The organism is Kribbella antiqua, assembly GCF_004345665.1.
Classification (GTDB): Bacteria; Actinomycetota; Actinomycetes; order Propionibacteriales; family Kribbellaceae; genus Kribbella; species Kribbella antiqua.
Genome location: NZ_SLWR01000006.1, coordinates 297,472 through 310,808, shown reverse-complemented (window position 1 = coordinate 310,808; position 13,337 = coordinate 297,472). Strand labels below are relative to the sequence as shown.

Sequence of the window (13,337 nt, the reverse complement as noted above, 5' to 3'; positions counted from 1 at the left end):
CTGCTGCGTTGCGTCCTCGTCCGGGTGCACTCCGCTGTGTCAGGATGCCGCCCATGACGCCAGCCGACGTGACGGATTCCGCCGGTACGACGCCGGATTCCACCTTGGAACCAGCCCCGCCGCCTCCAGAGAAGGAGCCGGCCGGGTCGTCGATCGCGTTCACCGCGACGCTGATCCTGCTGGTCGGGCTGGCGCTGTTCGGGCGGAGGATCTTCAACGGAGTCTTCACCGACGACGGGATCCGGACCTGGGCGACGATGTTCGTCGGCGTCACGGTCCAAGCGATGCCGTTCCTGGTCCTCGGCGTGCTGCTGTCCGCCGCGCTGACCGCGTTCGTCCCGGCGTCGTTCTTCGCGAAGGCGCTGCCGAAGCACCCGGCCCTCGCCGTACCCGTCGCCAGCGCGTCGGGCGTCGTGCTGCCGGGCTGTGAATGCGCGTCGGTGCCGGTGTCGGCCGCGTTGATGAACCGTGGCGTGACCCCGGCGGCGGCGATCGCGTTCCTGCTGTCCGCGCCCGCGATCAACCCCGTCGTACTCGCGTCGACCGCCGTCGCGTTCCCGGGACAGCCGAAGGTGGTGGTCGCCCGCGCGGTGACCTCGCTCGGCGTCTCGATGATCCTCGGCTGGCTGTGGTTGCTGACCGGCAAGGGCGGTTCGTGGCTGAAGATGCCTCAGAACCGGCATGCGGACGGCACCGGCAAGTGGGACGTGTTCCGGTCGTCGATGCTGCACGACTTCCTGCACGCCGGCGGGTTCCTGGTCGTCGGCGCGGCGGCCGCGGCCACGCTGAATGTCGTCGTACCGCGAAGCTGGCTCGACCACGTGGCGGGCAACCTGCTGCTATCGGTGCTGCTGCTCGGGCTGCTCGCCGTACTGCTGGCGATCTGCTCGGAGGCGGACGCGTTCGTCGCAGCCAGCCTGACGCAGTTCTCGCTGACCGCGCGGCTGGCGTTCATGGTGGTTGGGCCGATCGTGGACGTGAAGCTGATCGCGCTGCAGGCCGGCACCTTTGGTCCTCGGTTCGCTGTCCGATTCGCGCCGGCCACGTTCGTGGTCGCCGTACTGGCAAGTCTGCTCGTGGGGTGGTGGTTGCTGTGAGGCGCAACGTTGCTGGTCTGGTGATTGTGTTCGTGGGGGCGGCGGTGGTTCAGCTCGCCACCTCGGGCACCTATCTGCGCTATGTGAAGCCGGGGATGCGGTGGATGCTGCTCGCGGCCGGGCTGATCCTGATCGTGCTGGCGGTTGCTGATGTACTCGCGGACACACGTCGTAAGCCAGCCTCCTCAGACGACGGCCATGGGCACCATGGTTTGCCCCGGGCCGCTTGGCTGCTGCTGATCCCGATCTTCGCGCTGCTCGTCGTGGACCCGCCCGCGCTCGGTGCGGACGCGGCCCAACGCCAGTCCCCGGTCGCCGCCAAACCGGCCGATCCGAAGAGCAACTCCTGGCTCGCCAACAACTCTCAGGGTGCCGCGCCCGTTGAGCTCGCCGTCCGCGACTACGCCGTCTGGGCGGTCTGGGAGAAGGAGAGCATGAAGGGCCGCGCGTTCCAGCTGACCGGCTTCGTCACCCCGGCCAAGAACGGCACCTGGTACGTGACCCGGATCGGCCTGACCTGCTGCGTCGCCGACGGTACGGCGTTCATGGTCGAAGCCCGCGGCCAGACCGCTCCACCCAAGAACCAATGGGTCACCGTCACCGGCCAATGGGCCGAACCCACCAAACGCACCGACGGCGACGTCGCCGCCCTCACCGTGGAAACCGTCAAACCAGTAACCGCCCCAGCCAACCCCTACGAGTAGTTCACCCACCCAGCGACGACAGGGACACCGGTCGGGCGGTGTACGGCGATGAAGCCGAAGGGCTGATCCAGCGACACCTTCAGCGCCTTGCCGCCCGGCACCGGCGCCGACCCTGCGGCCATCGCCATCGCGGTGACGGCAGCCGCCTCGAAGCCGGTCGCGGAGAAGCGCGCCATCACCGCCTGCTTGGCCTGGTCGACCGCGAGCGGTACCGGGCTCAGCCCCGGGAAGTGACCGCGGCTGTTGTCCTGAGCTGTCGTCAGGCCGAAGACATCGGCGTACTCGAGCAGATCGTGTTCCGCGTCAACCTCGAAGTACGGCAGCGAGAGTACGACGGTCGGCACCGGCGACATCGACTCGATCACCTCGACCGCGGGCGCCGGCCGCTCACGGGAGAACAACCGCTTCCACCCCGACGACGACGCCTCCTTGAGCAGCTCCGCGCCGCTGACTCCCTCACCGCTGAGTGTCAGCGCTGCTGGCAGCACCGCCTTGCGACCACCTTCACCCGCAATCAGCCGTACGTCGAACTCGCCCGTACCAACCACTGTCACCACAGTCAGCGGACCGGCAGGCCCGTCGTACACGCGCAGGCTGTCGAGATCACGATCAGCCCGGCTCAACCAGCGCCGCTCACCACGCGGGTACTCGTTGAACGGCAAGGCCCACTTCGTCTTCAGCGCCAGCGCGGATGCGAGCACCAGCAGCACGTCCTTGGTCACCTGGACCGGCATCTTCTGCAGCAGGCCATCCGTCTGCTCGACCACCCACGCATGCAGCGCCGCCTGATCCGTCAGCTCCCCGCGAACCTCGGGCGGCAGCAGCCGGTCCACTCCCGGCTGGAGCGGAACGCGTGTCCACAACCCGAGCGCCATGTGCAGCTCCGGCGTCTGCAGCAAGCCGTCGTACGGTCCACCGGCGGCTTCGGCGAGCTCACTGCGGGCCGGCTCGTTGGCCAGCTCCGCCAGCAGCGCGATCAGCGGGCGAACGCCGAGCCCGGAGACGACTGTGCTGCCCTCGCCGGGCAACTTCTCGATCCAGCGAGCAGTCAGCCGGCTGACTTGGTGAGCATCCACTCACACATTTTCGCCCATTCCCGTTCCATCAGCGTGAAGCGAACTGTTGAACCCAAGGTCCTCTATTTCGGTACGCCGGTCGTCCTGATCAGCTCCCGCAACCCCGACGGCAGCACGAACCTCGGCCCGATGTCGTCCGCCTGGTGGCTCGGGTACACCGCGATGCTCGGCATGGGTACGAGCGCGCAGACGGTCAAGAACCTTGCCGAGCGCCCCGATTGCATCCTCAACCTCGTCGACCCCGCCATGGTCGCGGCGCTCGACCGGATCGCCCTGCTGACCGGGTCAGAGGAGATGTCGGACGCCAAACGTGCTCGCGGATACCGCTACGAGCCGGACAAGTTCGCTGCCGCCGGCCTGACCCGTTCGCGGGGTGAGGTCGTCGACGTCGACGCGGTCGAGGAGAGCCCGATCAACCTCGAGGGCCGGATCTCGGCGATCCACGACATCGGCGGACCTGGTTCGCACCTGTGTGCGCTGGAGATGAAGGTCGAGCGGGTGCACGTTCGCGAGGATCTGCTGATGAGCAACGACCGGTACATCGATCCGTTGCGCTGGGATCCGCTGATCATGAAGTTCACCGAATACTTCGCCGGCGGCGCTCCGGCGTACGCGTCCTCGCTGGCCCGCGGTTGGCAGATGCCGCCGCTACCGGCTCACTAGTTCGCTGGAGATCTGGTCGTCGGACTCCGTCGTACGCGGGGTCCGGCGTCGGATCACCGTGCACGCCATGCCCCCTATGACCAGGGCCGCCGCGATTGCCTGCTGTACGCCGACGGCCTCGCCACGCAGCAGCCAGGCCGCGGCCATGGCGACGACTGGTACCAGCAGCGAGAACGGTGCCACGGTGCTGGCGTCGTACTGACGCAGGAGGTAACCCCAGACGCCGAAGCCGAACAGCGTCGCGACAAAGGCCAGGTACGCGATCGCGCCGATCCCGGTCAGGTCGATGCTCTGGAGGGCGGCCGCGTCCGCTTGGACTCCCTCGGTGAGAAGCGACAGGAGTAGCAACGGTACGACGGCGACGGCGCTGACCCAGACCATGAAGCGCAACGTGTCCTGTGGTTTCGCGTGCCGGGTCACGGTGTTGGCGACCCCCCAGCACGCGCCGGCCGCGATGACCAGCGTGAGCGCTCCGAGCGGCGCCGACAGCCCGCGATCCAGCATGATCAGAACCATGCCGAGGCAGGCGATGGTGATGCCGGCGATTTGGGTGGGCCGCGGCCGCTCCCGCAGTACGGCGATCGCGAACAGCACGGTGAAGATCACCTGACACTGCAGCACGAGGGATGCCAGGCCGGCCGGGACGCCGCGATCCATTGCGATGAAGAGCAGACCGAACTTGGCGACGCCCAGCGCGAGGCCGACAGCGATCACGTAGCGCCAGGCGACCCGCGGCCGTCCGAGCAGGAAGATCGCCGGGATCGCGGCGAACAAGAACCGCAAGGCGGAGAACAGCAAGGGCGGGAAGTTCTGCAGGCCGACCTCGATGACCACGAAGTTCACGCCCCAGGCGAGGACGACGGCGAGCGCGAGCAGCAGGTCACGAGGTTTCATGCGGTCCAGTCTGGGCGGTCCTATACTTAAGGACCAGCACCGATTTGTATTGGGATCACTGTAGGAGCGCTAAATGATCGATCTCGGCCGGCTGCGGGCCCTACATGCCGTCTCGCTCTACGGATCGGTCAACCGGGCGGCCGAGGTGCTCGGCTTTACGCCGTCCGCGGTGTCGCAGCAGTTGGCCAAGCTCGAGCGTGAGACTCGGACTGTTCTGATCGAGCGGCGTGGGCGCGGGATCGTGCTCACCGACGCCGCTGAGCAGCTCGCGGCGACGGCCGCTCGCGTGCTCGAGTTGGTCGAGGACGCTGAGCTCACGCTGGAGGAGCAGCGCGGCGCGGCGATCGGGACGTTGGTCTTGGCCGCTTTCCCGACTGCTGCCCGCGGCCTTCTTCCCGGTGCGCTGTCGCGGTTGATCTCGGAGAACCCTGGCCTCGACGTCCAGGTCGCCGAGATCGATCCGTTCGAAGCTGTTGCCGCGGTCAACCGTGGCGAGATCCACGTCGCCGTCGTCCACGACTGGCACAACACGCCGCTCGCCCTGCCGGAAGGGGTGTCCAGGGTGAAGCTCGGCTCGGATCCGGCCGACGTACTGGTGCCGGCGACGCATCGCCTGGCCGGCAAGGAGTTCGTCCGCGCTGAAGACCTGGTCGGCGAACGCTGGATCTGCCAGCCACCCGGCTCGATCTGCCACGAATGGCTGATCCGCACCATGCGCCGGGCCGGCGTCGAACCGGACGTCGCCTACTCGGTCGCCGAATACCAGACCCAGCTCGCGATGCTTGCCCGAGGCATCGGTATCGGCCTCCTTCCCCGCCTCGGCCGCGGCCCCGTCCCACCCGAGGTCGCCGTCCTCCCGCTCCAACCCGCTCCGAGCCGCCGCCTCTACGCAATCTGGCGCACCACCACCTCCCGCCGCCCCGCCATTGCCGTAACCCTCGCCACCCTCAAATCAGCCTGGCCCAACCGCGACACTGCCTAACCCCACACCAACACCAGCACACCCCGCCCGGCCACGCCTGGGCAGCACCTAATCCCCAGGAGTTGGGGCGGCAGGAGTTGGGGGCAACGTTTCGGCTGGCCGCTCTCAGTTGTCGGCTGCGACGAGGGCGCGGAGCTTGGCTTCCGTGTCCTCGTCGGCGGCGGTGTAGACAGTCGCCCGGAGTTGACCGAGTTGCGACAGCCACAGAACGGCCGGCTCGATCCGCAGCAGGCCGGCCTTCGGGTTCTCCAGCACCTTGATGCGCGTACTCGGCGCCGCCACGTCGTACCGCTGCCACAGCTCGGCAAACTCCGGCGACCTGGTCAGCAACTGCTCTGTGAGGTGCTGCCAGTCCGGCTCGCCGAGATGGTCGGCGAGCGCGGCCCGATACCCGGCGACCATGTGCGACTTCATCAACTCCGACTCGGCGAAGCTGCACCGCCACTCCTTCGACACAAACGTCAGCCAGAGCATGTTGCGCTCCTCGACCGGGATCTGCCCCATGTCGAGAATCACCTTGCAGTAAGCGTCGTTGAACGCGAGTACGTCGTACCGCGCGTTCAGCACCACCGCCGGGTACGGCGACACCGCGTCGAGCATCCTCTGGATCGACGCGGGCATGGCCGAGCAGTCACCAAGTTTCGCCGGACCGGGTTGCAGACCGGCCAGCGTGTAGAGGTGATTGCGCTCCTGGCGGTCGAGTCGCAGCGTGTTCGAGACAGCCTCGAGCACCTGCGTCGACACGTTGATGTCACGCCCTTGCTCGAGCCACGTGTACCAGGTGACCCCGACCCCGGCGAGCAGCGCGACCTCCTCCCGCCGCAACCCCGGCGTACGCCGCCTCCCACCCGGCGCGAACCCAACCTCCTCCGGCCGAATCCGCTCCCGCCGACTCCGCAGAAACACCCCCAACTCCCGCCGCTGCTCCCCCTTATCCGCCCCAATCTCCCGCCCGGCGTCAGGCTCCCGGCCTCGCACGACCGCCCCCGACTCCGCGCCACTCGCGCGCTCTGCCATCGACCCGATCCCCGCACCTCGATCCTGCGCCGCCGGCGCTTCCCCCACCGTGGCGCGCCCGGCGTCCCGCGCCGCTGCGTCTTCTGCCGGTTCGGGCCTCGGCGCAGTTCCGCCTGCGCCGCGTCGTGCAGCGGCGGGTGCGGTTTTGTCGGTGGTGGGTGAGATGGTGTTCACCGTCCCATAGTGGACCGAACTGCATCCTGGTTCCAGGTGGTGCGAATACCAGGATAACCAGGCTCTCACCACCAGGCTCCGCGGCAGCGCAGGCTGGTCTCATGACAGAACAGCTGGCCACCACCACGGTCGCCGCCCGGCCGCGCGCCACCGCGTCGCCGCTGGGACCGGTGGCACTCACGACCCTTCTCTTCGGCGCCTTCCTGCCGATGCTCTCCTTCTTCATCATCAACGTCGCCCTGCCCGCGATCGGCTCGGATCTGCGCGCCACCTCCGGTGAGCTCCAGCTCGTCGTCGGCAGCTACGGCATCGCCAACGCCACCCTCCTGGTGGTCGGCGGCCGACTCGGCGACGGCTTCGGCCGCAAGCGCCTCTTCCTGATCGGGCTCACCGGCTTCACCGTCATGTCCCTCATCTGCGCCATCGCCCCGACCATCGGCGTACTACTGGCCGCCCGCGTCGTCCAGGGCGCAGCAGCGGCCGCCATGACACCGCAGGTGCTGGCATCCATCACCAGCCTGCTAACCGGTGAGCACCGCGCACGAGCGATGGCTATGTTCGGTGTGGCCGGTGGGGCTGCGGCAGCCCTCGGTCAGATTCTTGGCGGCATACTGGTCGAGGCAAACGTGTTCGGGCTCGGCTGGCGCGCTGTGTTCCTCGTCAACGTCCCAGTCGGCATCCTGGCCGTGGCTGCCGCGATCCGACTGCTCCCAGAGACCAAGGCCGACCGGGCGAACCGCGTGGACCTCGTCGGCGCAGCACTACTCGCCCTGACTCTCGTGCTGGTACTCCTGCCCCTCACAGAAGGCCGTCCACTCGGCTGGCCCCTCTGGACCTGGCTCTGCCTCGCCGCCACCATCCCTTCGGTTGCAGTGCTCGGTCTCCACCAGCACCGGGCAGAGCAGTCCGGGCAGGCCCCGCTGATCCCACCTACGGTACTGCGACTCCGCGCGATGCGGATCGGCTTGCTGCTCGCGGTCGCGTTCTTCACCACCTTCGGCGGCTTCATGTTCGTCTTCGCGCTGGCCACCCAGGGCGAGGCCCACATGTCCCCACTGGAAGGCGGTCTGAGCCTCCTGCCGATGGCAGTCGGGTTCCTCATCACCTCCATCTATGGCCCCCGACTGCAGCAGCGGTACGGCGCCGGCCTCATCCTGCGCGGCTGGATCATCCAGGCCGTCGGGTACGCCGTCCTCGCCCTGGTCGCCCTCACACTGTGGCCGGACGTGAACCCGTGGAAGCTCGCCGTACCGATGCTGATCGCTGGCTTCGGCAGCGGCCTCGTCATGGTGCCGCTCATGGGCGTCGTGGTGAGCCAGGTCCCACCAGCTCAAGCCGGATTGGGCAGCGGCATCCTGCTCACCAGCCAGCAGACCTGTCTAGCTCTAGGTGCAGCCACCGTCGGTACGGCGTACCTCGCGCTGGCAGGCACGTCCTGGGGCCAGGGCGGCGCACTCGCAGCAGTGGCACTGGCAATCACGGCCGTCTCGCTGCTGATGACACCAGTCACGCACCAACTGCGCTCTCGCTCCAGTGGGGTGGGCGGGTAAGAGCTGCCGAAAGTTTGGTGGCACGGTCACCACGCGCGGCGTTGACCTGAGCCTGGGTGAGGAACAGCGCACCCATCAGGTTGGCGCCGCGCAGGTCTGCGTCACGCAGATCCGAGCCGATGAGGTCCGCCTGCCGGAGGTCGGCGTCACGGAGGTCGGCGCCGATCAGGTACGCGCCGCGGAGATTCGCCTTGTGCAGGTCGGCGCCGCGGAGCCGGGCCCCAATCAGGTCGGCGCCGCGGCGTTCCTTCTTCTTGCGCTGTTTGCCGCGGATGAGTTGGCTGGTCTTCAGCAGCAACTCGTTGACCGCAGCCCGTTCCCCAACTACGTCGACCGCCGTCAGGTCCGCCGTACGACTGACCTGTTCAACGCGGTCGACCATCGTGCGGAGATCCGCATGGATCGAGCGGGTCTCCTTGTATTCAAGGGCTTCCGCCAAATACCAGAGCAGCTCATGCAGCTGTCTCAGGATCGGCAGCGCCTCGAACATCTGCTGCCCAGACTGCTCCCGCCAGCTCTTACCTGCGCGGCGTGAGATCTCCTGCCCCGCGCCGAAGCAGTCGTACACCGTGCAGCCCTGGAAGCCCTTCGGCCGCAGCTTGGTGTGGATGGTGCAGCGAAAGTCGTCGGCCAGGTTCGGGCAGGGGTCACCGGCGGCTTTGTCGATCGCGAAGTCCGCCGACTTGCTGAACGTCAGTGCGACGCAGCAGAGGCCGAAGCAACTGCTGCAGTCCGCGCGAAGATCAGTTCTGCTCAGCAACCGTCTGACCGGTGCGACGCCAGCGGATGCCGGCCTCGATGAAGTCGTCGATCTCACCGTCGAACACGCCTGAGGTGTTGCCCGACTCGTACTGCGTACGCAGGTCCTTCACCATCTGGTACGGGTGCAGGACGTACGACCGCATCTGGTCACCCCACGACCCCTGCACGTCACCACGCAGCGCGTCGATCTGGGCCCGCTCCTCGGCCTTCTTCAGCGCGAGCAGCTTCGCCTTCAGGATCACCATCGCGCTGGCCTTGTTCTGCAGTTGCGACTTCTCGTTCTGGCAGGAGACCACGGTTCCGGTCGGGATGTGCGTGATCCGGACCGCGGAGTCGGTGGTGTTGACGCTCTGACCACCCGGCCCCGACGAGCGGTACACGTCGATCCGCAGTTCCTCCTCGGGTACGTCGATCTCGTCGGTCTGCTCGAGCACCGGAACCACCTCGACCGCGGCGAACGAGGTCTGCCGGCGACCCTGGTTGTCGAACGGCGAGATCCGCACCAGCCGGTGCGTACCCGACTCCACACTCAACGTGCCATACGCGTACGGCGCCTTGACTCCGAACGTGGTCGACTTGAGCCCGGCCTCTTCGGCGTACGACGTGTCGTAGACCTCGGTGGCATAGCCGTGCCGCTCGGCCCAGCGTAGGTACATCCGCTGCAGCATCTCCGCGAAGTCCGCCGCGTCGACACCACCGGCGCCGGAGCGAATGGTGACGAGCGCCTCACGTTCGTCGTACTCACCGGACAGCAGGGTGCGCACCTCGAGGGACTGGATCGCCTTGCTCAGCGAGCCAATCTCCTTCTCGGCCTCGGCCATGCTGTCGGCGTCGTTCTCTTCCCGGCCCAGCTCGACCAGTGCACCGAGATCTTCGATCCGGCCACGCAGCGCGGTCACCCGCTCCAGGTCGGCCTGCAGGCTGGACAGCCGTGACGTCACCTTCTGCGCGTTCGCCTGGTCGTCCCACAGGTCCGGCGCGGCCACCTTCTCGCCGAGGTCCGCGATCTCTTTGCGCAGGGTGTCGAGATCGAGCACCTTCTCGATCGAGGTCAGCGTCGCGTCGAGCTGCTTGAGCTCCGCGTCAAAATCCAGTCCAGCCACAACCAAGCAGCGTACCCGCTAGGGCCCCGTTGCCGTTAAACCGATTCCTCGCTCAATCCATGCCGCAGTACGGCGAACACCTCCTCGACCGCTGACTCCAACTGTGCATGTGCCTTGTCGACGTCCTGCTGGGATGGCTCCGCCGGCAGCAGCCGCACCAACTCCTCCTCCAGCACCTTCTGCGCCGCGGTGTACTGCGCCGCGACCAACCGGCTCTTCAACCGGCCGAGGGTGGGGTTTCGGACATACAGCGCCTCGCCGAGCATCTCCTCCATCCGCGCCGCGTGCTGTCGCCGGCGCGCCACCAGCGCCGGACTCTCCTCGATCGTGCGGTTGAACTTCGTCCAGGTCGCCAGGTGACCAGCGTCCATCCGGTCTCGCAACTCCGTCCGGTAATGGCGCTCCAGGGCGTCCACCGGATCCGTCCCGTCCGGCGCCTCCATCACCGACTTCATCGGCCCGGTCCACCATCCGTGCTCGTCGAAGAACAGATCCTCCTTGGTCGGAAAGTGGTTGAACACCGTCTGTACGGCGACATCGGCGGCCCGCGCCACGTCCGCCACCGTCACCGCGTCGAACCCGCGCTCGATGAACAGCGCCGTCGCCACATCCGAGATCGCCTGCCGCGTCTGCTGCTTCTTCCGCTCGCGCCGGCCCACCTGCTCGGTCATCTCACCTCTTTCCCTGCTTGCTCTCCCGCTCGCCCGGTCCCGTTGAACAGAGCATAGACGATATGTTTTACTTCATCCAATCTTGTAGTCACTACAGACTTGGAGCAACACCATGAGCATTCTCATCACTGGCGGCCGCGGCAAGATCGCCCGCGCCGTCACCACCGGTCTCACCAACGGGGGCCGCGATGTCCGCGTCGCCAGCCGCGAGCCCTCCGCCGTGCCCTCATCGATCGGATACGACCCGGCCGACCCCGCGCCCGCCCTGCGCGACATCTCCCAGGTCTTCCTGTACGCCGATGCGTCGTCGGCGCACACGTTCGTCGAAGCAGCCGAAGCGGCCGGTGTGAAACAGGTCGTCGTACTGAGCTCAATGGCCTCGGACGCCGGAGGCGACGACCCGCACGCCAAGGCCGAACGCGTCATCGGCAGCGGTTCATATGCGACGACCTATCTGCGTCCCGGCGCCTTCATGAGCAACGCAACGTTCTGGTCGTACCAGGCGCGCGCGACCGGCCAGATCCGTTTGCCGTATCTGAGCGCCGAGGAAGCCCCGATCCACGAGCAGGACATCGCCGACGTCGCGGTCCGCGTCCTTCTCGACGGCCCCGGCAACGGCCACGACGGCCGGGGCTACGCCCTCACCGGCCCCGAGTCCATGACCCGCCGCCACCAGATCGAGCTCATCACCGAAGTCACCGGCCTCCCGATCGAGCCGGTGGAACTCACCCCCGACCAGGCCCGCGCCGAAATGCCGATGCGCAACCCAGCCCAACTGGAAGCACTCCTCGCCTACTGGGCCTCCCGCGTAGGCATCCCCCAGCCGATCGAACCCACCGTGGAGCTCCTGACCGGCCGCTCAGGCCGCACCTTCCGCACCTGGCTGGCCGACAACCCAGCCCTCTTCACCTGAGCCGCCGGAGCGTGGTCAACGGTGGTAATGACCACGTCAGCTTGATGGTCGATACCACCGCGTCGGCTTCAGGTGGGTGGATAACAGCCACCGAGCCAGCGTCTGGAGCGATGGACAGGACTGCCAGAAGTCGTCGCAGCAGCTACGAGGTCAGCGGATGGGGACGACCGCGGCTGCTTCGGAGGCGATGTCGGCTGAGCTTTGCCAGCCGGGTGGCGCGAAGGGCAGGTCCACCGACGAGGTCAGCCGCACCGTCACTGTCGTCCCCGCAACATCCGCCGACCAGTCCAACCCGTCGAACCTGTTGCTCGCAGCAACCTCATCCAAATAGTCCGCCGTCAACCGCCGCGCCTCGTCCGGATCGATCTCCGCATTCCCGTCCCCCGCCGGCTGCGCATAAATCGCCGCCAGCCCGTTGGCCGCCGCCAACACCGCCCCGTCCGCGGTCGCATCCAAGTCCCGCCGCACCAAGAACACCTTCGAGACGTCCGTCACCACCACAATCATCAACAACACGATTGCGGTAAACCCAATGATCAACACCGTCATCTGCCCCCGCTCCCCCCGACCCGCCGCCCCCACCACCCGCCGACCCCGACCCCCAGCCCACTCACGCCCGGCCCCGCCATCGCCGCGGCCCTCTCGCAGCATCCCACTCCCGCCAAGTGGGTGTTGTTGTTGCGGGCAACCAGTCTCCGGTGGGTGGTTCATCAGCTGCCCTTGGCTTCGCGGTAGTCGCCGTACGGTTCGGTGTGCGAGGCGGAGATGTGGATAGCCGGGGGTTCGCCGCCGAGGGCGTCGGGGATGAGCGGTAACGGCACTTCGGTGTTCAACGTGACGGTGACGGTCGACCCCGGCTCCAGGCACGCGGGGCTGCAACTGATGGTGAGCTGGTCGGAGCTCAGCTCCAATCCTTGGTCCTTCATCGCCAGCCGCGCCGCCTCGAACGCCCGCGCCCGCGCTTCATCCTCCGACAACCCGGCCGGCACGATGATGAACGCCCGCCCCGCCGCCCGCGTCGCCGTCGTCGCGCCGTACGACGCCCGCTGTACGTCGAACACACCCAACATCACGTACACCAACGGAACCATCAACAACAACGCCAACCACGAAAACTCGACCACCGCACTCCCACGCTCCCCCTGCCGCGACCCCATCCGCAGCAACCAACCCGCACCACAGGCCCGCGCACGCAGCCCCGCACAACAAGCCCGCGCACGCAACCCCGCACCACAAGCCCGCGCACCCAGCTCCGTACGACGAGTCCGCACGTGCGAACGCTCACCGGCTCGCGACTCGTGTCCGGCGTTGGCTGCCGCGACGGAACCTTGAACGGTGAGGCTCATTGGCCGGTCTCCTTCACGGCATGACCTTCGACGCTGAAGTCGGCACCGGGTCCCCATAGACCAAGCGGCGGCATGTGTGCTTTCACGACGACCCGCACACCCAACTGCCCGTCGACGTCAACTTCCTCAGCCTGCACCGAGTCGACCAGGTGGTCACTGATCACCCCACCGACCAAGTCGCGGGTGCGTGCCTCCCCGTCCGCTGGTTCGCGATTCAGCACCGCCGCGTAGTGCGCCCCTTCCGACGCCGCGGCAGTCATCGTGTTCCGCACGTACAAGTACAACCCGACCTGCAAGATCGCGAGGAACAACGGCACAACCAGCACCGACACCAACACAAAGTCGACCACCGCCGACCCACGTTCACCCCGTCGCATCCCCCCGC

Annotated in this window: 15 protein-coding genes; 6 read left to right on the top strand and 9 right to left on the bottom strand. The window is 67.5% G+C overall.

The window, feature by feature from the left end:
• Nucleotides 1-53: 53 nt before the first annotated feature.
• Both EV646_RS19185 and EV646_RS19180 read left to right on the top strand, forming a co-directional pair.
• Nucleotides 54-1,097, top strand: a complete 1,044-nt coding sequence (locus tag EV646_RS19185; protein WP_241996169.1) for a permease — start codon at nt 54-56, stop codon at nt 1,095-1,097.
• The gene (locus EV646_RS19180; protein WP_241996168.1) at nt 1,094-1,801 is read left to right on the top strand and encodes a TIGR03943 family putative permease subunit; all 708 of its coding nucleotides are present in this window, start codon (nt 1,094-1,096) and stop codon (nt 1,799-1,801) included. The genes EV646_RS19185 and EV646_RS19180 overlap by 4 nt, the downstream gene beginning before the upstream one ends.
• Here the strand turns inward: EV646_RS19180 and EV646_RS19175 are convergent.
• Nucleotides 1,792-2,877: a serpin family protein gene (locus tag EV646_RS19175; protein WP_132150379.1), complete on the bottom strand. Its 1,086-nt coding sequence runs from the start codon at nt 2,875-2,877 to the stop codon at nt 1,792-1,794. The genes EV646_RS19180 and EV646_RS19175 overlap by 10 nt on opposite strands.
• Nucleotides 2,878-2,910: 33 nt before the next feature.
• Between EV646_RS19175 and EV646_RS19170 the strand changes: the two genes are divergently transcribed.
• Complete coding sequence (locus tag EV646_RS19170; RefSeq protein ID WP_132150377.1) at nt 2,911-3,540, top strand: flavin reductase family protein; 630 nt, start codon at nt 2,911-2,913, stop codon at nt 3,538-3,540.
• On the opposite strand, the gene EV646_RS19165 is transcribed toward EV646_RS19170, so the two are convergent.
• Nucleotides 3,526-4,434, bottom strand: a complete 909-nt coding sequence (locus EV646_RS19165; RefSeq protein ID WP_132150375.1) for an EamA family transporter — start codon at nt 4,432-4,434, stop codon at nt 3,526-3,528. The genes EV646_RS19170 and EV646_RS19165 overlap by 15 nt on opposite strands.
• A 73-nt stretch (nt 4,435-4,507) precedes the next feature.
• Between EV646_RS19165 and EV646_RS19160 the strand changes: the two genes are divergently transcribed.
• A complete protein-coding gene (locus EV646_RS19160) occupies nt 4,508-5,416 on the top strand; it encodes a LysR family transcriptional regulator (RefSeq protein WP_132150373.1) in 909 nt (302 codons plus the stop codon).
• A gap of 105 nt (nt 5,417-5,521) precedes the next feature.
• Here the strand turns inward: EV646_RS19160 and EV646_RS19155 are convergent, their stop codons facing one another.
• Nucleotides 5,522-6,433 carry a helix-turn-helix transcriptional regulator gene (locus EV646_RS19155; protein ID WP_132150371.1) on the bottom strand — a complete coding sequence of 304 codons (912 nt, stop codon included), beginning with the start codon at nt 6,431-6,433 and terminating at the stop codon, nt 5,522-5,524.
• A gap of 275 nt (nt 6,434-6,708) precedes the next feature.
• Between EV646_RS19155 and EV646_RS19150 the strand changes: the two genes are divergently transcribed.
• Complete coding sequence (locus EV646_RS19150) at nt 6,709-8,157, top strand: MFS transporter (RefSeq protein WP_132150369.1); 1,449 nt, start codon at nt 6,709-6,711, stop codon at nt 8,155-8,157.
• Here the strand turns inward: EV646_RS19150 and EV646_RS19145 are convergent.
• The 3 genes from EV646_RS19145 to EV646_RS39380 are packed head-to-tail and all read right to left on the bottom strand — an operon-like array spanning nt 8,114 to nt 10,693.
• Complete coding sequence (locus tag EV646_RS19145; RefSeq protein ID WP_132150367.1) at nt 8,114-8,917, bottom strand: pentapeptide repeat-containing protein; 804 nt, start codon at nt 8,915-8,917, stop codon at nt 8,114-8,116. The two genes, EV646_RS19150 and EV646_RS19145, sit on opposite strands and share 44 nt — an antisense overlap.
• Nucleotides 8,901-10,022, bottom strand: coding sequence for a peptide chain release factor 2 (gene prfB, locus EV646_RS19140; protein WP_132150365.1), 1,122 nt, complete (start codon nt 10,020-10,022; stop codon nt 8,901-8,903). Before prfB ends, EV646_RS19145 begins: the two co-directional genes overlap by 17 nt.
• Nucleotides 10,023-10,057: 35 nt before the next feature.
• On the bottom strand, nt 10,058-10,693 hold the full coding sequence (locus tag EV646_RS39380; RefSeq protein ID WP_241996167.1) for a TetR/AcrR family transcriptional regulator: 636 nt from the start codon (nt 10,691-10,693) through the stop codon (nt 10,058-10,060).
• A gap of 112 nt (nt 10,694-10,805) precedes the next feature.
• On the opposite strand from EV646_RS39380, the gene EV646_RS19130 reads away from it, so the two are divergent.
• Complete coding sequence (locus EV646_RS19130) at nt 10,806-11,606, top strand: SDR family oxidoreductase (protein WP_132150363.1); 801 nt, start codon at nt 10,806-10,808, stop codon at nt 11,604-11,606.
• 150 nt (nt 11,607-11,756) lie between these two features.
• Here EV646_RS19130 and EV646_RS19125 read toward each other — a convergent pair whose 3' ends face one another.
• From EV646_RS19125 to EV646_RS19115, 3 genes are all read right to left on the bottom strand, one after another.
• Entirely contained in the window at nt 11,757-12,155 is a 399-nt protein-coding gene (locus tag EV646_RS19125; protein ID WP_132150361.1) for a pilus assembly protein TadG-related protein, read from the bottom strand.
• 161 nt (nt 12,156-12,316) lie between these two features.
• Nucleotides 12,317-12,952 carry a hypothetical protein gene (locus EV646_RS19120; RefSeq protein ID WP_241996166.1) on the bottom strand — a complete coding sequence of 212 codons (636 nt, stop codon included), beginning with the start codon at nt 12,950-12,952 and terminating at the stop codon, nt 12,317-12,319.
• Nucleotides 12,949-13,302 carry a TadE/TadG family type IV pilus assembly protein gene (locus tag EV646_RS19115; protein WP_241996165.1) on the bottom strand — a complete coding sequence of 118 codons (354 nt, stop codon included), beginning with the start codon at nt 13,300-13,302 and terminating at the stop codon, nt 12,949-12,951. Before EV646_RS19115 ends, EV646_RS19120 begins: the two co-directional genes overlap by 4 nt.
• Between the last annotated feature and the right edge of the window lie 35 nt (nt 13,303-13,337).

What these genes read in the sequence shown, in the direction of transcription:
- EV646_RS19185 (WP_241996169.1), top strand. Translation starts at nt 54, where the DNA reads ATGACGCCAGCCGACGTGACGGATTCCGCCGGTACGACGCCGGATTCC.
- EV646_RS19165 (WP_132150375.1), bottom strand. Translation starts at nt 4,434, where the DNA reads ATGAAACCTCGTGACCTGCTGCTCGCGCTCGCCGTCGTCCTCGCCTGG.
- EV646_RS19160 (WP_132150373.1), top strand. Translation starts at nt 4,508, where the DNA reads ATGATCGATCTCGGCCGGCTGCGGGCCCTACATGCCGTCTCGCTCTAC.
- EV646_RS19155 (WP_132150371.1), bottom strand. Translation starts at nt 6,433, where the DNA reads ATGGCAGAGCGCGCGAGTGGCGCGGAGTCGGGGGCGGTCGTGCGAGGC.
- EV646_RS19150 (WP_132150369.1), top strand. Translation starts at nt 6,709, where the DNA reads ATGACAGAACAGCTGGCCACCACCACGGTCGCCGCCCGGCCGCGCGCC.
- EV646_RS39380 (WP_241996167.1), bottom strand. Translation starts at nt 10,693, where the DNA reads ATGACCGAGCAGGTGGGCCGGCGCGAGCGGAAGAAGCAGCAGACGCGG.
- EV646_RS19130 (WP_132150363.1), top strand. Translation starts at nt 10,806, where the DNA reads ATGAGCATTCTCATCACTGGCGGCCGCGGCAAGATCGCCCGCGCCGTC.
- EV646_RS19125 (WP_132150361.1), bottom strand. Translation starts at nt 12,155, where the DNA reads ATGACGGTGTTGATCATTGGGTTTACCGCAATCGTGTTGTTGATGATT.
- EV646_RS19120 (WP_241996166.1), bottom strand. Translation starts at nt 12,952, where the DNA reads ATGAGCCTCACCGTTCAAGGTTCCGTCGCGGCAGCCAACGCCGGACAC.